Below are 24,068 nucleotides of genomic sequence, written 5' to 3'. Positions count from 1 at the left end.
ATGATCCACACCGAATTGCACGCCGCCGGGATCGCCGATTCCCGATTGCGCGAGTCGTACCGATACTGCCGGCGACTCAACGCCCAGCACGGCCGGACCTACTTCCTGGCAACCCGGCTGTTGGCGCCCTCGCAGCGGCCGGCAGTGCACGCGCTCTACGGGTTCGCGCGTTATGCCGACGACATCCTCGACGACATGGACGCCGGCGCCAGCGCCGCCGAGCGTGAGCAGCGGCTCGACCGGTTGTCGGCGAAGTTCTTCAGCGGCACCGCCGACGACACGGAACCGGTGCTGGCCGCCGTGTTGCACACCGCCCGCACCTACCGCATCCCCCTGGACCTGTTCGACGAGTTCCTCACGTCGATGCGGATGGACTTGACCGTCACCGACTATCCGGACCGTGCGGCGCTCAACCGCTACATGCGTGGCTCGGCAGCCGTCATCGGCTTGGAGATGCTGCCGATCCTGGGCACGGTCGGACCGCCCGATGAAGCCGCGCCCTACGCGGAGGCGCTGGGCCGGGCCTTCCAGTTGACCAATTTTCTGCGCGACGTCGATGAAGACCTGGAACGCAACCGGGTCTATCTGCCCGCCGACGAACTCGCCGCGTTCGGCGTGGACCGTGACGTGTTGATCTGGTGTCACGAACACCGCCACACCGACCCCAAGGTCCGCAGTGCGCTGATCGCCCAGCACGCGATCGCCCGGAAGGTGTACCGGGAGGCCCGCAAGGGGATCGCGTTGCTCGCCCCACAGTCGAGACCGTGTGTGGCGACGGCGTTCACGCTGTACTCGGAGATTCTCGACCGTATCGAAGCCATCGACTTCGCGGTGTTCGACCAGCGCGCCTCGGTGAGCATGGGAAGGCGGTTGCAGGTCTTCGTCGCCGGTCTCGTTCGAGCTCGCCGTGCCCGCGGGTATAGCGTGGCCTGATGGATCGCTGGCAGTACCTGATCGTGCTGGGCGCCTGCCTCCTGATCACCGCGCCGCTGGAGATTTTCGGATCCGGGGTTTACCGCCAGCCCCTGCGGCTGTTGCTATCGGTCGGACCGGTCGCGGTGGTATTCGTCGTCTGGGACGTGATCGCGATCGCCGGGCATGTGTGGACCTACAACCCGCGCTATATCAGCGGCGTCGACGTCGGGTTCTCGATGCCGTTGGAGGAGTTGCTGTTCTTCATCGTGATCCCGGTGTGTGGCCTGCTGACGTATTCGGCGGTCACCGCGATGCTCGCGACGTTGCGCGGCCGCCGATGACCGGACTCGGCTACACCGTGCCCGCCGTCGTCGCCGTCCTCGTGGTCATCGCGCTCGAGTTGGCGGTATTGCGCACCGGGCTGTTCGGCAAGGTCGAATACTGGATATCGATGGCTATCGTGATGGGATTCCAGGTGATCGTCGACGGATGGCTGACCAAGCTGTCCGCACCGATCGTCATCTACAACGAACAGCACAGCACCGGACTGCGATTTCCGTGGGATATCCCGGTGGAGGATTTCCTGTTCGGCTGGGCGATGGTCACCGCGGTGCTGCTGCTCTGGGAGAAGCAGCGTCCCCGCTCCGAAGACAGGGGTGAACGGTGATGGTGAGTGTGGGCAACCGGGGCCTGCCACGGGAGGAGGTCCCGGGCGCATTCGACATCGGCGCGCACGCTTACGACAAGCTGGTCGGTGCCAATCCCGGCTATCACGACCATCTGCGAATCTCGGCACGCAGAATGCGTATTCCGGGCGGCGGCAGCGGGCTGCGCCTACTGGATGCCGGCTGCGGCACCGGAGCGTCGACGGCCGCGCTGCTGGAGGCGGCCCCACACGCCGAGATCGTCGCGGTCGACGCCTCGGCGGGCATGCTGGCGCAAGCCGCCGCGAAGTCCTGGCCCGCCACCGTCCGGTTCGTGCACAGCCCGATCGAGGCGATCGCCGAGGTGGGGGTGCATGGCCCGTTCGACGGCATCCTGGCGGCCTACCTGTTGCGCAACCTCGCCGACCCCGATGCTCAGCTGCGTGCGTTTCGCGACGTGCTGCGGCCCGGCGGCACGCTGGCCGTGCACGAGTATTCGGTGCGTGATTCCCGGGCCGCCGCAGCGATCTGGAATGCGGTGTGCTGGGGTGTCATCATTCCCGCCGGCTGGCGGCAGACCAGGGACAGCGCGCTCTACCGCCACCTGTGGCGCAGCGTCAACGCGTTCGACGGTGCCGCCGCGTTCCAACGGCGGTTGACCGCAGCGGGCTTCACCGGCGTGCACAGTGAGACGATGCCCGGGTGGCAGCGCGATATCGTGCACACGTTTCTGGCGGACGCACCGCGATGATCGATCTGCGCCGCGTCACCCACCCCGGACCCCGCGGGGTGCCGAACGCGAACTCCCTTGCGCGCCGGCCGCATGTCGTCGTCGTGGGAGCCGGCATCGCGGGGTTGGCGGCGGCCACCGGACTCGCCGAACGCGGTGTCTCCGTGGAAATCCTGGAACGACAGGCCTACCTCGGCGGGCGGGTCGGTGGGTGGACCGAGCGGCTCGGCGACGGCGCGGAAGTGGCGAACAACCGTGGCTTCCACGCCTTCTTCCGGCAGTACTACAACCTGCGGACATTGTTGCGCCGCACCGATCCGGGCCTCGAGCGGCTGCGGGCCGTCGAGGACTATCCGCTCGTCGACGCGCAGGGGCGTCGTGACACCTTTCGGGGACTGCCGAAGACGCCGCCGTGGAACGCACTGGTTTTCGCGTTGCGCAGCCCCACCTTCCGGATGCGGGACCTGGTGCGGCTCAACGCGGGTGCGGCCGCTCCGCTCGCCGCGGTGTCGGTTCCCGAGACCTACGAGCAGCTCGACGACGTCGATGCCGAGACCTTCCTGCGCGACATCAACTTTCCGGTGGCCGCGCGCCACCTCGCGTTCGAGGTGTTCGCCCGCAGCTTCTTCGCCCGGCCCGAGCGGCTCTCGGCCGCCGAGCTGGCGACCATGTTCCACATCTATTTCCTGGGATCCAGCGAAGGGCTGGTGTTCGACGTCGCCGGATCGAACTTCAGCACCGCGCTGTGGGACCCGCTGGGCCAGTACCTGATCGAGCACGGAGTGCGGCTGCGGACCGAGGTGACCGCCGAATCGATCAGCATCGGGGGGAGCAGGCTGCTGCAGGTGCACGACGGCTCCGGAACCACCGTCGACGCCGACGGCGTCGTGCTGGCGACCGACGTCGGCGCGCTGCAACGCATCGTGGCCGCATCCCCGGGGCTGGGCGATGATCGCTGGCGCACTCGGGTGGCGCGGTTGCAGACCGCACCCCCGTTCGCGGTGCAGCGGTTGTGGCTGGACGCGCCGGTGGAATCGGACCGGCCGGCGTTCCTGGGCACCGGCGGTCTGGAGCCGGTGGACAACATCAGCGTGGTCAGCAGCTACGAAAGCGAGGCCGCGCAATGGGCACGGGCACACCATGGTTCGGTGGTGGAGGTGCACTCCTATTCGGTAGCCGATCCGCAGCGAGTTCCCGACCTGCGGCAGCGCATGCTGGCCCGGCTGCACCAGTTGTATCCGGAGACCGCTGACGCCGGCATCGTGGGGGAGACGCTGCTGGTTCGCGACGACTGCCCGCTGTTCAACCCGGGCAGCTTCGCCGACCGGCCGACGGTGCACACCCCGGTGGACGGTTTGGTGCTGGCCGGCGACGGTATCCGCATCGACCTTCCGGTGGCGCTGATGGAGCGGGCCGCCACCACTGGGTGGTCGGCGGCCAACCGGTTGCTGGCCGGCTGGGGAGTCGGCGGGCACACGCTGCACACCGTCCCGGTGCAGGGCCGGTCACCGGTGCTGCGCCGGTTGGCCAGCCGGGAGGGGCGAGTGTCGTGAGCTTCAGGTCGCGGATGAAAGCTCTTCCGCTGCAGATCATCCCGAAGGCTGACTGGGCCCGTCAGCGGCCCACCTACTCCGATGCCCAGCCGGCGCTGATCAACGCCGCGCTGCGGCGCGCCGAGGCGCGGCCCAGCGGCAACTGGTATGTCTTTGCGGCCAGCGCCGACATCAGGTCCGGTCGGCCGTTCGGCGCCCGGGTCGGGGGGATGGAAATCGTCGCGTGGCGCGATCAGCAGCGGGCGTTGCGCGTGGGGCCGGCGGCCTGCCCCCATCTGGGCGCCGATCTCGCCACCGGGAAGGTGGAGTGCGGCGACCTGATCTGCCCGTGGCACGGTCTGCGACTCGGGGGTCGGCGAGAGTTCGGCTGGAAGCCGTTGCCGGCCTTCGACGACGGCGTGCTGGCGTGGGTCCGCCTCGACCGGATCGGCGGAGAGCCGGCACTGGACGCACCGGTCATCCCGGCCCGCCCCGGCGGGGTGCGACTGGCCGCGGTGACCCGCCTGGAGGGGGTGTGCGAACCGTCCGACATCATCGCCAACCGCCTCGACCCGTGGCATGGCGCGTGGTTTCACCCGTACTCGTTCACGGCGCTGGACGTGCTCAGCGCCCCCTCGGTCGACGCGTCGGAGGATGCCGACCGGTTCCTGGTGGCGGTCACCTTCCGGATGGGACGGCTCGGAGTGCCGGTGATCGCCGAATTCACCGCACCGGAACCGCGAACCATCGTCATGCGGATCGTCGACGGCGAGGGCACCGGCAGCGTCGTCGAGACCCACGCCACCCCGGTGGGGCCGGGACCCGACGGGCGCCCCCGGACCGCGGTGATCGAAGCCGTTGTCGCGCAATCCGACCGCACCGGGTTTCGGAACTCGTTGCGCGCGGCGCCGCTGATCACCCCGCTGATGCGCTTTGCGGCCACCCGGCTGTGGCGTGACGACCTGGCCTACGCCGAGCGCCGATTCGCCGTTCGGGACTCCGGGTCCGCGCACTGAGACTTCTGGCCTGTCTCGTGCGACGCCGCGGCTAGGCTCGCCGGCGGGGGCCGGAACGGAAGGTGAGGCAATGGCCAAGCGAATCGTGATCTGGGGTACCGGTTTTGTCGGCCGGATGGTCATCCCCGAAGTGCTCGCGCATCCCGAGTTCGAACTGGTCGGCGTCGGTGTCAGCAATCCCGCCAAGGTCGGCGTCGACGTCGGGAAGATCTGCGATATCGGTGAAGTCGGCCTCGAGGCCACCGACGAGGTGGACGCGCTGATCGCGCTCAAGCCCGACGCGCTCGTGCATTACGGTCCGACCGCCGCGCACGCCGATGCCAATATCGACCTCATCTCGCGGTTCCTGCGCGCGGGTATCGACGTGTGCTCCACCGCGATGACGCCGTGGGTGTGGCCGAAGATGCATCTGAACCCGCCGAACTGGATCGACCCGATCACCCAGGCCTGCGAGGCCGGCCAGTCGTCGTGCTTCACCACCGGGATCGACCCCGGCTTCGCCAACGACCTGTTCCCGATGACGCTGATGGGCCTGACCTCTCAGGTACGCCAGGTGCGGGCGTCCGAGCTGCTGGACTACACCAACTACGAGGGTGACTACGAGTTCGAGATGGGCATCGGTCGCGAGCCCGAATTCAAGCCGCTGCTGGAGAACTCCGACATCCTGGTCTTCGCCTGGGGGGCGACGGTCCCGATGATCGCCTACGCCGCCGGCATCGAGCTCGACGAGATCACCACCACCTGGGACAAGTGGGTGACCCCGACCGAACGTAAGACCGTCAAGGGCGTCATCGCGCCCGGCCACGTCGCGGCGGTGCGGTTCACCATCAACGGCGTCTACCGGGGCGAGACCCGGATCCAGCTCGAGCACGTCAACCGGATCGGCCAGGATGCGGCGCCGGACTGGCCGTCGGGCACCCAGGACGATGTCTACCGGGTCGATATCCAGGGCACGCCCAGCATCTTCCAGGAGACGGCGTTCCGGTTCACCGACGGTTCCGGCCGCGACGCCGCGGCCGCGGGCTGCCTGTCGACCGGGCTGCGCGCGCTCAACGCCGTGCCGGCCGTCAACGACTTTCCGCCGGGCTGGGTGACACCGCTGGACCTGCCCTTGATCCCAGGTCGCGGCACCATTCGCTGAGTAACGTCCGGTCTGTCCGGACCGACATCTTTGGTGAATCCGAAGAGTGGCGCGGGGGTACCCGTATGCCTGGAGATCAGGTTGGGAGCCCGGATTGGACGACATGACAGACCCAATTAGGCCGGCGGTCGGCCTGTCGGTCGGCGCAACCACACTGACCGCGGTGACACCCGAGCGCTCGGTCACCCGAACGCCGGTGATCACGCTGTTCCGGCATCGCCCGCCCGAGGTCGGGGTGCCGGCGGAGAACCCCGCCCTGGACGAGGACGGCCTGGTCATCGCCGACTTCGTCGACCGTGTCGGTGACCCGGTCGGCATCGTGGCTTGCGACGGTTCGGTGCACCGCGCGGAGACCTTACTCGCCGACGCGTTGCGGGCGATCGCCTATGCCGCCACCTCGGGACGTCCACTGCCGCCGAACGCGGCAATCACCCACCCGGCTCACTGGCGGCCGGCAGCGGTCGAGTCGCTGCGCCGCGCGATTTCGCAGATTCCCGAGTGGGCGGCCGACGAGCCGCTGCTGATCCCGGACACCGCCGCAGCGCTGACCGCGCTGGCCGCCAATCCCGGCCTGCCGACGAGCGGGGTGATCGCCCTGTGTGACTTCGGCGGCACCGGGACGTCCATCACCCTGGTCGACGGTTCGATCGGAGGGCAGGAACGAAGCGACCCGGGACACTGGCTGAGCGCGATCGCGCCGACTCTGCGGCACGTCGACTTCTCCGGCGACCTCATCGACCAGGGCCTGCTGGCGCACGTCATCGCGGAACTGTCGGCCGGGGGGACGCTGGACGTCACCGGAACGTCGGCGATCGGGTCGCTGACCCGGCTGCGGGGGCAGTGCCGGGCAGCCAAGGAGCGACTGTCCACCGTCACTGTCACCGCGCTGCCCGCCGAGCTGCCCGACTTCCACGGCGACGTCCGGCTCACCCGCACCGAGCTCGACGACGCGATGGGCCGCTCCCTCGGTGAGTTCATCACCGTGCTGCAGGACAGCATGGAACGGGCCGGGGTGCGGCCCGCCGACCTCGCCGCGGTGGCCTCGGTCGGCGGCGGTGCGGCCATCCCCGTGATCACCACGACGCTGTCCGAGAACCTGCGGGTTCCGGTGATCACCACACCGCGCCCCGGCCTCACCGGTGCGATCGGCGCGGCGCTGCGGGCCGCGCGTGGCCCGGCCGACGACAGTGCCACCGCGTTGGCACCCGCGCCGGCGGCGCCCGCCGCGGCCGTCGCATCCGCGCCCGCGACCGGCGTCGCCCTGGCCTGGTCCGAAGCACCCGATGTCCCGGATCTGGCACCGCGGGCCGAGCCGGTGCCGCAGCCCAGCGCCCGTCCCGTCGTCGACTTCGATCCAGACCCCGTCGACCACACCGGTTCCGAGGACGGCGCGCTGCCGTGGTACCGGCGGCCCATGCCGGTGGTGGCCGCCGCCCTGCTGGTGATTGTGGGCGCCGGGGCCGGAACGGCGGTGGCGTTGAGCGCCGACAGCAGCACCGCCCCCATCGCGCCGACACCGAGCGTCACCACCACCCCGCAGGCCTCACCTGCCCCCGCCGCACCGACCGCCGATCCGACATCGACGCCGGTGCAGAACCAGGCGGTGCAACAGGCCACCCAGGCGCCCGCGCCCCGAACCGTCGTGCAGACGCCCGCGCCGGTGACCCGGACCGAGGTCGTCCAGGCGCCGCCACCACCACCGGTGACCGAGCAGGCCCCGCCGCCGGTGACCGAGACCCAGACGACGACCGTCGTCAGCACCGAGGTGTCCACGCCGCCGCCGGTGACGCAGACCCAGACGGCGACCGTGACACCGTCACCGCCGGCTCAACAGCCGCCGTTCATCCCGACGATCCCGCCCATTCCGACCATTCCGGGTCTGCCGCAGATCGTGCTGCAGCCGCCGTCAGGCTGAGCGGCGCTGCTTACCCAGGACCACCAGGGCCAGCGGGATGGACATCGGTGTGGGCGTCGCCGCCAGCTGCTCGGCCACCGCGGCCTCCAGCTGCTCGACGAACAGCCGGCGCCGGTCGCCGTCCGCGTCCACCGCGGCGGCCAGCATCGGGAACATCGAAGCACGAAGGAATTGAGCCCAGTTCGCACCGAAGGCTGTCGCGTCTTTGTCGGCGCAGAACTGCGACCAGAACCGGTCTTCGCCGTTGAATAGCTCCAGGTGCTCGATCGAGAGACCCTCGAATCGTCCCGACGGTGCGAACGGTGCCCGGAAGTCCTTCTCGTCGCGGCCGGTCGACGGGATCGACATGTGGTGCATCTCGTCGGCGGTGACCAGGCCCTCGCGGACGAACCGGTCCAGCGCGGTCATGATCGCCGCGAACGCGGTCTCGAATCCTGAACTGCCGTCGGCATCTCGGCCGACGGTCAGCACCACCAACCGGCCCCCGGGCGCAAGTTCGCGACCACGGAAGGCGATGAACTCGTGCCAGTCCTCCGCGCCCTGGCGGGCGTAGGCCCGGCGGGCGGTCTCGTCGGCGCTGTGGGAAACCTCTATGTGATCGGGGATCGGCATCGGCGTGCGCCGCAGCCAGTGGGTAGCCCATGAACTCCAGCCCAGCGCGATGCTGTCCGACGGCAGGATCTGGGTGTAAAACGATCGGCCCACCACAGAGGCGTAGGTGGCGGAGTCCTTCTTGAGGTAACTGTCCTGGTCGTCGCTCAGGGTGCTGAACAGCGCGGTGAAGTCGTTGTCGGGCACATCGGTGTGGGCGACCAGGATCGCGTGGTCGGAACGCGTGCGCCTGCGGATGATGGCGATCGCCGCACTGATCGGCAGCAGCGAGTTGTACCCCGTCGCCGCGCCGTAGTCGACGATGGCGATGGGCTGCGGTGCCCTCGGGATGGCGACGGTGCGGGCCGCTTCCTCGAAAAGGCGCATGGCGGGCCGCAATCCGGCTGCCTGGAGTCGGGACGATTCCGTGTAGTTGGCGCTGCCCATCGGTTCTGGACGCACCACGATGCTGGACTCGCGCATCTCAACTCCGGCGGCGGCGCACCAACAACCCGACTACGACACCAACGACCAGCATCGCGGTCAACAACAACCACATCGGGGATTCGACGGTGATCCACAGGACGTGCACGCTCTGGCGATCGCGGTTCTGGGCGATGAACACCGCCGCCAGCACCACCAGGGTGATGGCCAGCCAGTACCGCAGGGCGAAACGTCCGATCGCACCACCGGCGGGCTTGGAGACTTCGTCAGGCGACATGGCGACCCTCCCGTCATTGCTGTCTGACGTTGACGCTAGTCGCTGTCAGCTAATTCGGCGGATAACTGACCCCGGTGAGCTTCTCCGACAGCTGCCACAGCCGACGGCAGTCCTCGGGGTTCGCGGCACGACCGGGGATCCTCGCCTCGATGACCCCGCCGCCGGCCAGCTCCTGGAAGCCGCGCGGGCCGTAGAACTCGGCGCCGCGAGCCTTGGGATCGACGGCGGCGTACAGCACCGGCAGGATTCCGGCATCGACCTCCTGCCACATAAAGGGCATGTAGCGCCAGCTGAACTGGTAGAACCGCGCCATCGCCGTCGGCTTGTCGCGGCCGTGCGACGGCCCGCTGATCTGCAGGTTGGTCTTACACAGCCCGGGGTGGGCGGCGTTGGACAACAGGCCCCAGCCGTGCTGGCGGGACAACCGGTCGAGTTCGAGGGCGAACATCAGCGTGGCGATCTTGGACTGGCCGTAGGACAGATTCGCCGAGTAACCGCGCTCGAAATTGGGATCGTCGAAGTTGATCCGCCCGAACCGGGCCGCCAAGCTGCTCAACGACACCACCCGGGGATTGTCAGCGGCACGCAGCAGCGGCAGCAGACGAGCCGTGAGCGCGAAGTGGCCCAGGTGGTTGCTACCGAATTGCAGCTCGAAACCGTCGGCGGTGGTGTCTCGCTGGGGCGGCTGCATGACACCGGCGTTGTTGACCAGGATGTCGATCGGCCGGCCCTCGGAATTGAGCTCCTCGCCGAGCGCGGCGACGCTGGCCAGCGACGACAGGTCGAGAATCTTCATGGTCAGCTTGGCGTCGGGTACGTCGGCACGGATTTCGGCGATCGCCGCCTCGCCTTTGGCGCGGTTGCGGATCGCCATCAGCACCTCGGCGCCGGCCGCGGACAAGCGCTTGGTGACACCGAGTCCCAGCCCGCTGTTGGAGCCGGTGACGACGGCGAATTTCCCGGAGAGGTCGGGGACGGTGAGCGCGAGATCAGTCATGCCGGCGACGTTAACAGAACAACGGTCTGATAACAAGAGAACGGTGGTCTGCTAAATTGTGTGCTGTGAGCTCGACGTTCCAGCGCGCCCGGCGTCCCGAGCAGTTGGCCGCCCGCCGCTCGGCAATCCTGACGGCGGCCCGCGACGCGCTCGCCGAAAGGGGCGTGGACGAGGTCACGCTGCGGGACATCAGCGAGCGGGTCGGCCTGGCGAAGTCCAATGTGCTGCGCTACTTCGACACCAGGGAAGCGATCTTCCTGGAGGTGCTCGACGAGGAGTGCCGGGATTGGCTGGCCGAACTCGAGCGTCGGCTCGGCGCGCCGCGGGCGCGAAAATCGCCTTTTGTCAACGAGATCCGATTTGCCGACATCGTCACCGACACGCTGGTGGAGCGGCGCCTGATGTGTGAGTTGCTCGGCGCGATGGCCGGTGTGCTGGAACGCAACATCTCCGGAGACTTCGCCCGCGATTTCAAGGTCCGGGCCATGGCAAGTATCGCCGCGTTGTCCGAACTGACCGGGCGGCAACTGCCGTGGCTGCCCGAGGAATTTCTGGCGTTTTTCGGCGAGGGTGCGCTGAGTCTGGTGGCGGGCATGTACCCGTTCTCGGTACCCACCGAGCCGGTGCGACGGGTGATCGGGGAGCTCGGCTTCCCAGACCCGCGAGACCGGTTCGTCGACGGGCTGCGAATGGGGTTGACGACCTGGCTGATTGGAGCAGCGGCGCAACGCCCGGCGTGACACACTTTCTCACCATGGCCGGCGCCAAATCCGTCTCCCGCGTCCTGACGGTCTCCGGGATTCTCATGATGCTGATCGGCGGCATCGGCTTCGTCACCGTGATGGCCCTCAACGCCTTCGTGCTCGATGACTTCGACGCCTACGGTGAAGTGCCCATCCCCGGCTCGGGGCAGCTGCAGCTGCCCGCGGGGCAGGCCCAGATCAGCTTCCACACCGCGGTGACCGGCTCGCCCTCGAGCGGGTTCCCGATGCCGGCGCTGCGACTGAACATCGTCCCGCCGCAGGGCGTCGGCGATCCGGTGCTCACCGAAGACCACGGCACCCTCACCACTATCAACAGCGACACCCACATTCGGATCTGGACCGCCGAGATTCCCGCGGCCGGCACCTACGAGATCCGCACCGAGGGCCAGGTGAACGGCTACATCAACCCGCGGCTGGCCTTCGGCAAGGAAAGTGACTACGGCTACCTGCAGTGGGTCTTCGCGGCGGTGTTCGGGCTCGGGTTGCTGGACCTGATCATGTCGAGGGTTGTGCGCGGGCGCGGCGGCGGGTCCGTGGCTCTCGACGCACATCCTCCGTTCGACTTCCACGCACCGCATACGGCGTATACGCCGACCGATCAGGGTGTTCGCCTCGAACAGCTGAAAACCCTGGCTTCCCTGCGTGATTCCGGCGCACTCACGCAGGCCGAGTTCGACGCGGAGAAGCGCAGAATCCTCGGCGAGTAGGGCGTCTACACTCGGCAGGCGTGAAGGCAGTCGCGAAGATCCTCGTCGATCCGCGCAGCGCGGCGAGTGCTCCTCAGGAGCCCCTTTTCACCCAGTCGTCGTAGTTGACCAGTTCGTCGCCGATTCGGGTGGTGTCGCCGTGGCCGGTGTAGACCACGGTGTCGGCGGGCAGCTTGCCGAGCTTGTCCTTGATCGAGCCGAGGATGGTCGGGAAGTCGGAGAACGAGCGGCCGGTCGCGCCGGGGCCACCCTGAAAAAGGGTGTCGCCGGAGAAGACCGCACCCAGTGCCGGGGCATAGAGGCAGGTGGAGCCGGGGGAGTGCCCGGGAGTGGCGATGGCGTGCAGCTCGATGCCGTCGGCTTTGAGCACCTGGCCGTCGGAGATGGCGCGGAACTGTTTGTCGCCGTGCGTCATTCGCCACAACATGTCGTCAGCGGGATTCAGCAGGATCGGAGCGTCGAGGTCGGCGGACAGTTGCGGTGCGACGGTGATGTGGTCGTTGTGGCCGTGCGTGCACACCACCGCGACGACGTGCCGGTTGCCGACGGCATCCTCGATGGCTTTGGCGTCATGGGCGGCATCGATGACGATCACCTCGGACTCGTCGCCGACGATCCAGATGTTGTTGTCGACTTCCCAACTGCCGCCGTCGAGTTCGAAGGTGCCGTGGGTGACCACCCGCTCGATGCCCGTCACAGCACGACCACCGAGCGCAGCACCTCGCCGGCGTGCATCTTGTGGAAGGCGTCCTCGATCGCGTCGAGCCCGATCCGTTCGGAGACGAACTTCTCCAGCGGCAGTCGGCCCTGCCGGTACAGGCTGATCAGCGTGGGGAAGTCACGCTCGGGCAGGCAGTCGCCGTACCAGGACGACTTCAGCGACCCGCCGCGGGAGAAGAAGTCCACCAGCGGCATCTCCAGCTTCATATCCGGGGTCGGAACACCAACCAGCACAACGGTTCCGGCCAGATCCCGGGCGTAGAACGCCTGCTTCCAGGTCTCCGGGCGTCCGACGGCGTCGATCACCACGTCGGCACCGAAGCCGTCGGTCAGGTCCTGGATGGTCTCGACGGCGTCGAGTTCCTTGGCGTTGATGGTGTGGGTGGCGCCGAACCCGCGGGCCCACTCCAGCTTCTTGTTGTCGGTGTCGACGGCGATGATCTTCTTGGCGCCGACCAGGGCGGCTCCGGCGATCGCGGCGTCTCCCACACCGCCGCAACCGATCACGGCGACGGTGTCGTCGCGGCCGACGGCACCGGTGTTGACCGCGGCCCCCAGGCCGGCCATCACACCGCAGCCCAGCAGACCGGCCACCGAGGGGTCGGCTTCGGGATCGACCTTGGTGCACTGTCCTTCGTGGACCAACGTCTTGTCGGCGAAGGCGCCGATGCCCAGCGCTGGGGTCAGCTCGGTGCCGTCGGTCAGCGTCATCTTCTGAGTGGCGTTGTGGGTGTCGAAGCAATACCACGGACGGCCGCGCTTGCAGGCCCGGCACTGACCGCACACCGCGCGCCAGTTCAGGATGACGAAGTCACCCGGCTCGACGTTGGTGACACCCGCACCGACCGACTCGACGGTGCCGGCCGCCTCGTGGCCGAGAAGGAAGGGGTACTCGTCGTTGATACCGCCTTCCCGGTAGGTCAGGTCGGTATGGCAGACGCCGCACGCGATGACCTTGACGACCACCTCGCCGGGGCCGGGGTCGGGGATGACGATGTCGACCAATTCGACGGGCTGCTTCTTGGACCGGGAGATCACACCGCGCGCTGTCTGGCTCATGGGCCAAACACTAGCGCGACGGCATTACCGATAGGCCACGGTGTCTTACTGGCCGATCTCCGTCCCGAACAGGGCGTCTGCGGGATACCGTTGAGGTCTGTGAGCGTAAGAGCCGAACCCATTGGTGACCTGTTGGTGTCCGCACGTGCGGCATACCGCAGGGGGGATTGGTCCGCCAGTTACCGAGCTTTCGAGCGAGCCAGCGGCGTCGGTCCGCTCGTCGTCGACGACCTCGATGCGATGGCGACTGCCGCGTGGCGCGTCGGTCACGGCAGGGAAGCCGTGCGGGTTGCGGAATTGGTGTTCGCCCAACTGGCCAGAACCGACCCCAATGCCGCGGCGATGAAGGCCGTCGAACTCGCCTTGGCATGGTTGATGCGGGGCCACATCACCATCGGTGAGGGCTGGGCGAGTCGCGCGCGCCGCCTGTTGGCCGGGGCGCCGGAAACTCCCGCGCACGGGTACCTGATGTACCTGGACACCGTGGTGGCGGTGCTGACCGAGAATGTCGGCGTTCTGGTCGACCGGGCGGCGGCATTGCGCGAGTTGGCCGACCGCACGGAGGTGCCGGCCCTGGACTCGCTCAGCCTGGTGGCCGAGGGCATGTCCGCATTGTTCGAGGGTCGGACCGGCGAGGCCTATGGCATGTTCGACGAAGCGATGCTGCCGCTGTTGGCCGACCAGGTCCCGGTGGAATGGGCGGGCGAGATCTACTGCATCGTGCTGCACTACTGCCATCGGATCGCCGACCTCCGGCAGATGCGGGCGTGGACGCTGTCGATGGAGCAGTGGTGCGACGGCGTCGGCACGGCCACCTACGGCGGGGTCTGTGAGGTGCACCGGTTGCAGATCCTGGCCGCCAGCGAGGACTTCCGGCTGCTGGAGGATCGGCTGGCCACGGCCAGCCGGTCGCTGCGGGACGTGAATACCTGGGCCGGCGGGGAGGGCTACTACCAGCTCGGCGAGGTGCGCAGGCTGCGTGGCGACGTCGACGGCGCCTTCCAGGCTTTTGCGCTGGCCCGGGAGTCCGGTATCGACCCGCAGCCGGGCGAGGCCCTGTTGCGGTGCAGTCAGGGCGACACCGAGACGGCCTGGACCGAACTCCGCCTCGCCCTGGCCGCCGCGGACCGGTTCGGTCGTATGCGCCTGTTGCGTGCCGCCGTCGAGATCGCGCTGGCACGAGGCGATCTCGACGAGGCGGAACGGCACTGCCAGGATCTGACGGCCGGGGCGGATCGCTTCGGCACGCCCGGTTTCAAGGCATGGGCCGCCCACGCGCAAGGCGTTCTGCTGGTCCGGCGCGGTCGGTATGCCGATGCGCTGGTGTCGCTGGAAACGGCGCTACGGGAGTACCGCGTGCAGGAGTCGCGATACGAGATCGCCGAGACATACGAATGGATGGCCCTGGCCCACCGGGGCATGGGCGCCGACGAGGCGGCCGCCGCGGATGAGGCGACGGCGGCGAGCATCTATCGCCAACTGTCGGTGGAGCCGGCGCCGACCTGTGGTACCCCATCGCCGGGCGGGTTGACCAAACGGGAAATCGAAATCGTCAAGGCCATCGCGGGCGGTGACACCAACAAGCAGGTGGCGTCGACGTTGTTCATCAGCGAGCGAACCGTCGCCCGCCACCTGGCCAATATCTACGCCAAGCTGGGGGTCTCGTCGCGCACCGCCGCGGCGGCCTGGGCGCACGACCAGTTCGGCTCGGGCCCCGCCTGATCGTTTCTGCGTAGGTTGTGCAGGTTGTGCCATCGCTGACACGGCGAATCTGCATAATTTGGCCGATGCCCGTGCCATCGCCGCCTCCCTAGGCTCGTGGACATGACGACGACGAATGAATCCACATCGACGAAGCCGATTTTCGAGGGCGAGACAACCGAAGAGTTCGCCGGCCGGATGGTCGGGGCCATCGATGCGGCCAGCGTGACGATCCTGGCCAGCATCGGACACCAGACCGGCTTGTTCGACGCGATGTCACAGCTGCCCGCGGCGACCAGCACCCAGATCGCGGATGCGGCTGGACTCAACGAACGTTACGTCCGAGAATGGTTGGGCGGCATGGTGACTGGAGGCATCGTGGATTACGACGCCGACTCGGCGACGTATCGCCTTCCGGAACATCGTGCCGCTGTGTTGACCCGGGCGGCCGGTCCGGACAATCTGTCCCGGCTGGCGCAGTTCATCCCCCTGCTCGGCGAGATCGAACAGAAGATCGTCGGGTGCTTCCACACCGGCGGTGGCCTGCCGTACACCGATTACCCGCGGTTCCATGCGCTGATGGCCGAAGAGAGCGGTGAGGTGTTCGACGCGGCGTTGGTCGACGGAATCCTGCCGCTGGCCGAGGGGCTGCCCGAGCGACTGCGCGCCGGTGCCGACGTGTCCGATTGGGGCTGCGGCAGCGGCCACGCCATCAATGTGATGGCGCAGGCCTTCCCGAACAGCCGGTTCACCGGTATCGACTTCTCGGAGGAGGGCGTCGCGACGGGAACCGCGGAGGCCGCCCGGCTCGGGCTGACGAACGCGACATTCGTGCGCGGCGATCTCGCGGCTGTCGACGTTGCCGACGCCTACGACGTCATCACGGTGTTCGACGCAATCCACGATCAGGCGCAGCCGGCGCGCGTGCTGGCCAATATCCATCGCGCTCTGCGGCCGGGAGGCGTGCTGTTGATGGTGGACATCAAGGCATCCAGCAAGCTGGAGGAGAACATCGGCGTGCCGCTGAGTCCGTACATCTTCGCGGTGTCGACCATGCACTGCATGTCGGTGTCGCTGGCCTACGACGGTGCCGGACTGGGTACGGCGTGGGGCCGGCAGCTGGCGATATCGATGCTGGCTGATGCGGGATTCCCCGAGGTCGCCGTCGCCGAGGTCGAGTCCGACCCGATCAACCTGTACTACATCGCGCGGAAGTGACGGGCCGCGGCCGGGTGGGCTGCCACTAGGCTTGCGATGTGCCGACGCCACTCGACCTGATCGCCGACTGGCCGGTTCCCGCCGCGGCCGCAGCTGTGGTGGGCAGCGCGGGGGTGGTCGCCGAGTACGGGGACACGGCTCGTCGTTTCCGGCTGGCGTCGGTGACCAAGCCGCTGGCGGCACGCGCGGCCCAGGTGGCCATCGAAGAGGGTGTCGTGGAGCTCGACACCCCGGCGGGACCACCGGGCAGCACGGTCCGGCATCTGCTGGCGCACGCCTCGGGGCTGTCGATGCACTCGGCAGAGGTGATGGCCGAGCCCGGCAAGCGGCGGGTCTATTCGAACTACGGTTTCCAGGTGCTGGCCGAGGCGATCGAAACAGCAGCGGGCATCGAATTCGGCCGGTATCTGGCCGAGGCCGTCTTCGAACCGCTGGGCATGGCCGCCTCGCGGCTGGACGGCGGTGCCACGGCGGCCGGCTACGGCGCCGTTTCCACCGTCGCTGACCTGGCGGTATTCGCATCCGACTTGTTGGCGCCGCGGACGGTGTCGACGCAACTGCACGATGACGCGATCACTGTGCAGTTCCCGGGCCTGAGCGGGGTGCTGCCGGGTTTCGGCGTGCAGCGGCCCAACGACTGGGGTCTCGGCTTCGAGATCCGTGACGGGAAGTCGCCGCACTGGACCGGCTCGGCCAACTCACCGCGGACATTCGGTCATTTCGGCCAGACGGGCACGTTCCTCTGGGTGGATCCGGACCGGGCATTGTCGCTGGTCGTGCTGACCGATCGGGATTTCGACGAGTGGGCCAAGCCGCTGTGGCCCGCGCTCTCTGATGAAGTTCTGAGAGTGTACGGAGCCCACTAGCGCAACAGGGGCCCCACAAGGCACAATAAACACGCACGACACAACTGCATCCTCGGAAACACCAGGTCGTTGGGGAAGACGTCCCTCGTGGAGCCGAAGGAGTAGGTGATGCGTGCTTCGAACCAGTTCGCCGATGCGACGACTGGCGTGGTGTACATCCACGCCTCTCCCGCAGCGGTGTGCCCGCATGTCGAATGGGCCCTGTCGTCGACCCTGAACGCCAGGGCGAATCTGAAATGGACCCCACAACCGGCCATGCCGGGGCAGCTGCGCGCGGTGACCAACTGGATTGGTCCGGTCGGCACCGGCGCCCGCCTGGCGAATGCGTTGCGCTCGTGGTCGGTCCTGCGGTTCGAGGTCACCGAGGATCCCAGCGCCGGCGTGGACGGTCAGCGGTTCTGCCATACGCCGCAGCTGGGACTGTGGAACGGGGCGATGAGCGCCAACGGCGACATCATGGTCGGTGAGATGCGGCTGCGCTCCCTGATGGCCTCCGGCGCCGATACCCTGGCCGCCGAACTGGACTCTGTGCTGGGCACCGCGTGGGACGAGGCGCTCGAGCCCTACCGCGACGGCGGTGACGGTGGCGAGGTCAGCTGGCTGAGCCGGGGAGTCGGCTAGGCCCGTTCACGATCGATTCGGCGCGTTTCGCGATCGCCTGATCGGTGACGCGTGCGATGATTTCCGCTGTCCGCGTGGCCGAACTCGGGGTGCGTCACGCTGTTGGGGGTAGGTCATGTACGGGTGGATGTGTTCGGGTACCGCTGGTTCGGCAGTCGCTGGCGCGGTCATCCTCACGCTGGGGCTGGTGACTGCCCCGCCACCCGAGGCAGGCGTCGTCGTCGCCCGTCCCGAGGTGCGCGCGGTCCAACTCGCCGCCGTCAGCAGCGTGGACATCCGCACCGGTGTCGCGGTGGACAGGCCAGCCGCAGCGTTGCGGCCGGCAACCGCCGACGCCGCCTCGGTACCGACTCCCTGGGAGGTCGGCAGCGCCCTCTTGGCGGACAAATGGGTCAGAGCCGCACTGGCCATCGGGTTGACCCCGCTCTGGTACGTGGGATTCCCGGTGACGCTGCCGCTGAGCATCTTTGTCGCGGGCATCTTGTACGAGTACGGGAGCCCCACGCTGAACCCGCTCGTCACCAGCATCGTGATTTTCGCCGGGGTGCCGATATTTGCTGTCTACGCCAGCGTTGTACAGCTGTTGCCGGCTGCCTCCGCACCGGCCGCGGACCAGTCACCCCGGCGTCATTCGACGGACCCGTCGGTGGGGGATCACTCGCGCGCTGACAAACATCCCGGCGTCGCGGGTTCGCGGCGCGCCAGCGCCGCCAGCGTTCGCGCCCTGGCCACGGCCGATGTGACGATTGCCGGTGGTGCGCAAAGCGCCACCGGAAACCGTGCCGCCGCAAGGCGGGGACATGGTGACGGTGCGAGCGCCGCGCACGAGGTGAAGGGCAGCGGAACTGCCAAATCCGGCACCGGCCGGTCCGCTCGGGCTACCGGTAACCGGGGCCAGTCCAATTAGCCCGGGGCAACAATCACGCGCGTGGGGCCGACCGCCCGGAAGTTTGCCGGCTATTCGGCGAACCGTTAGGCCAAGACCGCGCGGACTACGGCTGATGCCGATATTGTTTGCGAGCGTCAATAATTCTCGCGAATAGCCGGTGCCCCGCGCACGATGCCGGCGCTGTGCCTGGAACGAGGTATTCGAATGTCTGCCGGAGGACGCTCCCGCCAAGGACAGCCGGCACGACAGGGGAGGAACCGGGCGGCGCGCCCGTTGCCGGTGGTGGCCTGGTTGCGTGCGGGGGCGGCGGTTGCCGGCATGGGTGCCGCGCTGACCGTCGGCTACGGAATCGCCACCGCCGCACCCGACGGTGATGCCAGCGGCACTGCAACAGCGGCGGTATCGACCGGGCCGGCCGGGCCGGCCGGGTCGGCCGCCGGCGCCAGTGGGCGCGGCAGTGCCGGGGGCCACGCCGCGCCGGCTCGCCGGACGCCGGCGTCGGCAGTGGCGGCTCAGGGTGTGGTGCGATCCGCGGCGGCGACCCTCAACGGCGGCAATCAGGGCACCGGGAACACCGGCAACGGTAGCCGCGGCAACGACAACGGGGGCAACGACAACACCGGGAACAACAACACCGGGTCGGGTAGCGGCAACACCGGGACCGGTAACTCGGGTAGTGGCAACCACGGGAACTACAACCCCGGCAGTGGGAACACCGGAAACAGCAACCGGGGCAACGGCAATCGGGGCAGTGGAAACGACGGTGACGGCAACCGCGGGGGCAGCAATCCCGGCAGCGGGAACACCGGCAATGCCAACGAGGGCAACGGAAACCACGGTAACTCCAACGTCGGCGACGGGAACACCGGCACCGGAAACTCGGGCTCGGGCAACCTGGGTAGCGGTAACGAGGGTGACGGGAATCTCGGCGGCGGCAATACCGGGGACGGCAACCTCGGTGACAACAACTCCGGCGATGGGAATCTCGGCGACGGTAATTCGGGCTCGGGAAACCTGGGCAACGCCAACACCGGGGACGGGAACAACGGCGATGACAACTCCGGGAGCGGCAACCTGGGTAGCGGTAACGAGGGTGACGGGAATCTCGGCGGCGGCAATACCGGGGACGGCAACCTCGGTGACAACAACTCCGGCGATGGGAATCTCGGCGACGGTAATTCGGGCTCGGGAAACCTGGGCAACGCCAACACCGGGGACGGGAACAACGGCGATGACAACTCCGGGAGCGGCAACCTGGGTAGCGGTAACGAGGGTGACGGGAATTTCGGGGACGGCAATACCGGGGACGGCAACCTCGGTGACAACAACTCGGGCGACGGCAACTTCGGCGACATCAACTCCGGCAGCGGCAATCTCGGAGATCTCAACGCGGGCAACGGGAACTTCGGTGACAACAACGAGGGTTCGGGCAATGTCGGCTCGACGAATACCGGCAGCGGGAATGTCGGCGACGACAACACCGGCAGCGGGAACTTCGGTGACAACAACGAGGGTTCGGGCAATGTCGGGGACGGCAACACCGGTAGCGGCAACATCGGAAACGCCAACGAGGCCAGCGGCAATAACGGAAACGCCAACACCGGTAGCGGTAACACCGGCAACGACAACGAGAGTCGTGGCAACACCGGCAACGGGAACACCGCCAGCGGTAACACCGGCGACGCCAACACCGGTAGCGGTAACACCGGCAATTCAAATCAGGGCCACGGCAACACCGGCGACGACAACTCCGGTGGGGGCAACGCCGGTGACGGCAACTCCGGTGGGGGCAACGCCGGTGACGGCAACACCGGCGGGGGCAACACCGGTGACAGCAACTCCGGCAACGGCAACACCGGTGACACCAACAGCGGCTGGGGGAACATCGGCAACGACAACATCGGCTGGGGCAACGTCGGCAACAACAATGTCGGGTTCGGCAACACCGGGAACAACAACGTCGGTATCGGCCTGGTCGGCGACAACCTGGTCGGCATCGGCGGCCTGAACTCGGGCTGGTTCAACCTGGGTCTCGGGAACGCCGGCAACTTCAACATCGGCTTCGGCAACTCCGGCGTCGGGAACATCGGTTTCGGCAACTCGGGCAACTACAACATCGGCTTCGGCAACTCCGGTGATGGAAACGTCGGCTTCTTCAATGCCGGCCTGGGAAACACGGGGTTCTGGAACTCGGGGAGTCTCAACGCCGGCTTCTGGAATTCCGGCGGGTACAACACGGGTCTGGGCAACTCGGGATCCACCAACACCGGGATCTATAACTCGGGCAGTGCCAACTTCGGCGACTACAACTCGGGCAGTACCAACTTCGGCAACTTCAACTCGGGCAGTACGAATACCGGCAGCTTCAACTCGGGCAGTACCAACACCGGAAACTTCAACGCCGGCGGCACGAACACGGGTTGGTTCAATGCCGGGGGCACGAATACCGGTGACTACAACGCCGGTGGTACCAATACGGGCAGTTACAACGCCGGTGGCACGAATACCGGTAGCTATAACGCCGGTGGTACGAATACCGGTAGCTATAACGCCGGTGGTACCAACACGGGCAGTTACAACGCGGGCGGTACGAATACCGGCGACTTCAACGCCGGCGGCACGAACACCGGCCGGTACAACGCGGGTAGCACGAATGCGGGTGCCTACAACTCGGGCAGCACCAACAGCGGTGCCTACAACTCCGGTGGCACGAATACCGGTGCCTACAACTCCGGTGGCACGAACACGGGTGCCTACAACTCGGGCGGCACGAACACCGGTCGGTACAACTCCGGTGGCACGAATACCGGCAGCTATAACTCGGGCGGTACGAATACCGGTGACTTCAACTCCGGCGGCACCAACACGGGCAGTTACAACTCGGGTGGCACCAACACCGGCGACGGGAACTCGGGCGCAACCAACACCGGCGACGCGAACTCGGGCAATACCAACACCGGAGACCGAAACTCCGGTAATACCAACACCGGTGACGAGAACTCGGGCGCAACCAACACCGGAAGCCAGAACTCGGGCGCAACCAACACCGGTGACGCCAACTCGGGAAAAACCAACACCGGCAGCTATAACTCAGGTGACACGAACACCGGTGACGGGAACTCGGGATTCACGAATACTGGCGATTACAACTCGGGTAGCACCAACACCGGAAACCAGAATTCGGGCTTCACCAACACCGGCAACGGCAACTCCGGTGACACCAACAGCCTGAGAAACACCGCTGCCGGCGACTACAACTCAGGCAATACCAATACCGGCAGTTACAACTCGGGCTTCACCAACACCGGCGACTACAACTCCGGCAAGACCAATACCGGTGACGACAACTCGGGTGACACCAACACGGGCAACGGCAACTCGGGTGACACCAACACCGGCAACGGTAACTCGGGTAACACCAACACCGGTGACCGCAACTCGGGTAACACGAACACCGGCAACGACAACTCGGGTAGTACCAACACCGGTGACCGCAACTCGGGTAACACGAACACCGGCAACGACAACTCGGGTAGTACCAACACCGGTGACCGCAACACCGGTGACACCAACACCGGCAACGACAACTCAGGCAACCTGAACACCGGGAACAACAACTCGGGCAACTTCAACGTCGGCGACAACAACACCGGCGACGGCTTCCCGGTTGCCAGCTCCGGATACGACAACTTCCCCAGCATCGGCACATCCGGCTACAACAACGGCGGTCTCGGGGGTGGAACTTCCGGCTACAACAACGGTGGTGTCGGTGGCGGAAACTCCGGCTATGGCAACAACGGTGTCGGTGGCGGAAACTCGGGCTCGAACAACGGTGGTTTCGGCAACGGCGGAAACTCGGGTTCTGACAATGGCGGTGTCGCCAACGGTGGGAACTCCGGTGACCACAACAACAGTCCGGGCGGCGGAAACTCCGGGTCCTTCAACAATGTTGTCGGTGGCGGAAATTCGGGAGATAACAACAGCGGCGCCCTCGGCGGCAACTCCGGATCGTCCAACAGCGGTCTGGGTGCCGGAAATTCGGGCGACCACAACGGTGGTGTCGGCGGTGGAAACGCGGGCAGCTCGAACACCGGAAGCCAGGGCAGCACTGGTATCGGCAACGGCGGCAGCGGCGGCAACTCGGGCTACGGCAACAGTGGCAGTGTTGGGCAGTCCGGCACCGGAAATAGCGGTGGCGCAGGAAATTCCGGTACCGGCAACAGCGGCGCGCTTGGGAACTCGGGCTCCGGCAATGCGGGCAGTGGCGGCAACTCCGGGTCCGACAACGCAGGCGCGGCTGGGCAGTCGGGCTCCAACAACCAAGGCGGGGCCGGGAGTTCGGGCTCCGGCAACAACGGGGCCGCGGGGAACTCCGGCTCCGGCAACAAGGGCAGCGCCGGCCAGTCCGGGACCGGGAACAACGGTGGAGGCGGGACCTCCGGGGAGAACAACAACGGCACCGCCGGGAACTCGGGCTCCAACAACAACGGCAGCGCCGGCCAGTCCGGGACCGGGAACAACGGCGGGGCCGGTACGTCGGGGACGAACAACAATGCGGCCAGCGGCAGTTCGGGCAGCAATAACTCCGCCAACGGGGGCGGTTCGGGTTCCGGCAACGCCGCCAGCGGCGGGAGCTCGGGCACCAACAACGTCGGCACCGCGGGCAGCTCGGGCGACGCCAACATCGGCGGCGGCAACGCCGGTGTCGGCAATGTCGGCTTCGGGAGTTCCGGTGACCGCAACGGTGGCGCCGGCAGCTCCGGCGCGGACAACCCCGGGGCGGGTAACTCCGGCAGTGGCAACATCGGGGCCGGCAGCTCCGGCACCACGAACCCCGGCGCGGGCAGCTCGGGGCGCTACAACGTCGGGCTCGGTAACTCCGGCACGCTCAACCCGGGCGCCGGTAACTCGGGCAACCTGAATTCCGGCGCCGGTAACTCGGGCTTCTTCAACATCTTTGCGGGTAACTCCGGATATCTGACCTTCGGCCTCGGTAACTCGGGCCTGCTCGACCCCGGCCCGGGAAATGCCGGCCTGCTCCTGATGGGGGCGGGGAACTCCGGCCTGCTGCTTCTCGGATTGGGGAATACGGGGCTGCTCAACATCGGTGCCGGAGTATCCGGGTTGCTGGACTTCGGTGTCGACAACTCCGGGGTGTTGAACCTCGGTACCCAGTTGTCGGGTATCGCCAACATCGGCGCCTACACGTCCGGCTTCCTGGACATCGGCTATCTGCCGCGCGGGCTCTATGCGGTCGACCAAATCTTCAAGCTGTTCGTTCCGTGACCATGGCCGGCTCCCGGCGCTGGCCGCCAGGATTG

General features: G+C 67.4%; 21 protein-coding genes. 16 read left to right on the top strand and 5 right to left on the bottom strand.

The annotated features are described in order from the left end of the window. The 8 genes from ORI27_RS11500 (at position 1) to ORI27_RS11465 (ending at position 7,893) form a co-directional block, all read left to right on the top strand. Positions 1-933, top strand: coding sequence for a phytoene/squalene synthase family protein (locus ORI27_RS11500; protein ID WP_265996966.1), 933 nt, complete (start codon positions 1-3; stop codon positions 931-933). Then, entirely contained in the window at positions 933-1,256 is a 324-nt protein-coding gene (locus ORI27_RS11495) for a lycopene cyclase domain-containing protein (RefSeq protein WP_265996965.1), read from the top strand. The genes ORI27_RS11500 and ORI27_RS11495 overlap by 1 nt, the downstream gene beginning before the upstream one ends. Further along, the gene (locus ORI27_RS11490; RefSeq protein ID WP_265996964.1) at positions 1,253-1,582 is read left to right on the top strand and encodes a lycopene cyclase domain-containing protein; all 330 of its coding nucleotides are present in this window, start codon (positions 1,253-1,255) and stop codon (positions 1,580-1,582) included. Before ORI27_RS11495 ends, ORI27_RS11490 begins: the two co-directional genes overlap by 4 nt. Next, the gene (locus tag ORI27_RS11485; protein ID WP_265996963.1) at positions 1,582-2,310 is read left to right on the top strand and encodes a class I SAM-dependent methyltransferase; all 729 of its coding nucleotides are present in this window, start codon (positions 1,582-1,584) and stop codon (positions 2,308-2,310) included. The genes ORI27_RS11490 and ORI27_RS11485 overlap by 1 nt, the downstream gene beginning before the upstream one ends. Then, on the top strand, positions 2,307-3,842 hold the full coding sequence (locus tag ORI27_RS11480) for an FAD-dependent oxidoreductase (protein ID WP_265996962.1): 1,536 nt from the start codon (positions 2,307-2,309) through the stop codon (positions 3,840-3,842). Before ORI27_RS11485 ends, ORI27_RS11480 begins: the two co-directional genes overlap by 4 nt. A gap of 14 nt (positions 3,843-3,856) precedes the next feature. Then, positions 3,857-4,837 carry a DUF5914 domain-containing protein gene (locus ORI27_RS11475; RefSeq protein WP_265997139.1) on the top strand — a complete coding sequence of 327 codons (981 nt, stop codon included), beginning with the start codon at positions 3,857-3,859 and terminating at the stop codon, positions 4,835-4,837. A 70-nt stretch (positions 4,838-4,907) separates the two neighbouring features. After that, entirely contained in the window at positions 4,908-5,978 is a 1,071-nt protein-coding gene (locus ORI27_RS11470; protein ID WP_265996961.1) for an NAD(P)H-dependent amine dehydrogenase family protein, read from the top strand. Positions 5,979-6,081: 103 nt separating this feature from the next. Next, complete coding sequence (locus ORI27_RS11465; RefSeq protein WP_265996960.1) at positions 6,082-7,893, top strand: Hsp70 family protein; 1,812 nt, start codon at positions 6,082-6,084, stop codon at positions 7,891-7,893. Here the strand turns inward: ORI27_RS11465 and ORI27_RS11460 are convergent. The 3 genes from ORI27_RS11460 to ORI27_RS11450 are packed head-to-tail and all read right to left on the bottom strand — an operon-like array spanning position 7,885 to position 10,202. Continuing rightward, positions 7,885-8,967, bottom strand: coding sequence for a class I SAM-dependent methyltransferase (locus ORI27_RS11460; protein ID WP_265996959.1), 1,083 nt, complete (start codon positions 8,965-8,967; stop codon positions 7,885-7,887). The two genes, ORI27_RS11465 and ORI27_RS11460, sit on opposite strands and share 9 nt — an antisense overlap. Before the next feature lies 1 nt (position 8,968). Next, positions 8,969-9,205, bottom strand: a complete 237-nt coding sequence (locus ORI27_RS11455) for a DUF1049 domain-containing protein (protein ID WP_265996958.1) — start codon at positions 9,203-9,205, stop codon at positions 8,969-8,971. A gap of 49 nt (positions 9,206-9,254) precedes the next feature. Then, positions 9,255-10,202, bottom strand: coding sequence for an SDR family oxidoreductase (locus ORI27_RS11450; RefSeq protein WP_265996957.1), 948 nt, complete (start codon positions 10,200-10,202; stop codon positions 9,255-9,257). Positions 10,203-10,267: 65 nt separating this feature from the next. Here ORI27_RS11450 and ORI27_RS11445 point away from each other — a divergent pair, with 65 nt between their 5' ends. Both ORI27_RS11445 and ORI27_RS11440 read left to right on the top strand, forming a co-directional pair. After that, positions 10,268-10,942, top strand: coding sequence for a TetR/AcrR family transcriptional regulator (locus ORI27_RS11445; RefSeq protein ID WP_265996956.1), 675 nt, complete (start codon positions 10,268-10,270; stop codon positions 10,940-10,942). 14 nt (positions 10,943-10,956) lie between these two features. Next, positions 10,957-11,673 (top strand): SHOCT domain-containing protein, encoded by a 717-nt coding sequence (locus tag ORI27_RS11440; protein ID WP_265996955.1) that lies wholly within the window; start codon positions 10,957-10,959, stop codon positions 11,671-11,673. Positions 11,674-11,746: 73 nt separating this feature from the next. Here the strand turns inward: ORI27_RS11440 and ORI27_RS11435 are convergent, their stop codons facing one another. Then, positions 11,747-12,370: an MBL fold metallo-hydrolase gene (locus ORI27_RS11435; protein WP_265996954.1), complete on the bottom strand. Its 624-nt coding sequence runs from the start codon at positions 12,368-12,370 to the stop codon at positions 11,747-11,749. Beyond that, a complete protein-coding gene (locus tag ORI27_RS11430) occupies positions 12,367-13,452 on the bottom strand; it encodes an S-(hydroxymethyl)mycothiol dehydrogenase (RefSeq protein WP_265996953.1) in 1,086 nt (361 codons plus the stop codon). Before ORI27_RS11430 ends, ORI27_RS11435 begins: the two co-directional genes overlap by 4 nt. A 99-nt stretch (positions 13,453-13,551) precedes the next feature. Here ORI27_RS11430 and ORI27_RS11425 point away from each other — a divergent pair, with 99 nt between their 5' ends. The 6 genes from ORI27_RS11425 (at position 13,552) to ORI27_RS11400 (ending at position 24,033) form a co-directional block, all read left to right on the top strand. Beyond that, complete coding sequence (locus ORI27_RS11425; protein WP_265996952.1) at positions 13,552-15,174, top strand: LuxR C-terminal-related transcriptional regulator; 1,623 nt, start codon at positions 13,552-13,554, stop codon at positions 15,172-15,174. Between the two features lie 102 nt (positions 15,175-15,276). Further along, positions 15,277-16,371: a class I SAM-dependent methyltransferase gene (locus ORI27_RS11420; RefSeq protein ID WP_265996950.1), complete on the top strand. Its 1,095-nt coding sequence runs from the start codon at positions 15,277-15,279 to the stop codon at positions 16,369-16,371. A 38-nt stretch (positions 16,372-16,409) separates the two neighbouring features. Next, a complete protein-coding gene (locus ORI27_RS11415; protein WP_265996949.1) occupies positions 16,410-17,237 on the top strand; it encodes a serine hydrolase domain-containing protein in 828 nt (275 codons plus the stop codon). A 108-nt stretch (positions 17,238-17,345) separates the two neighbouring features. Then, positions 17,346-17,858: a DUF3145 domain-containing protein gene (locus tag ORI27_RS11410; protein WP_265996947.1), complete on the top strand. Its 513-nt coding sequence runs from the start codon at positions 17,346-17,348 to the stop codon at positions 17,856-17,858. A gap of 187 nt (positions 17,859-18,045) precedes the next feature. Continuing rightward, a complete protein-coding gene (locus ORI27_RS11405; protein WP_265996946.1) occupies positions 18,046-18,765 on the top strand; it encodes a hypothetical protein in 720 nt (239 codons plus the stop codon). A gap of 186 nt (positions 18,766-18,951) precedes the next feature. Beyond that, positions 18,952-24,033, top strand: coding sequence for a beta strand repeat-containing protein (locus tag ORI27_RS11400; RefSeq protein ID WP_266073944.1), 5,082 nt, complete (start codon positions 18,952-18,954; stop codon positions 24,031-24,033). Positions 24,034-24,068 lie beyond the last annotated feature (35 nt).

The sequence above is a fragment of the Mycobacterium pinniadriaticum genome (assembly GCF_026242045.1).
Lineage (GTDB): Bacteria > Actinomycetota > Actinomycetes > Mycobacteriales > Mycobacteriaceae > Mycobacterium > Mycobacterium pinniadriaticum.
The sequence above is the reverse complement of the archived record's forward strand: the minus strand, read 5'-3'. Positions and strand labels throughout refer to the sequence as shown.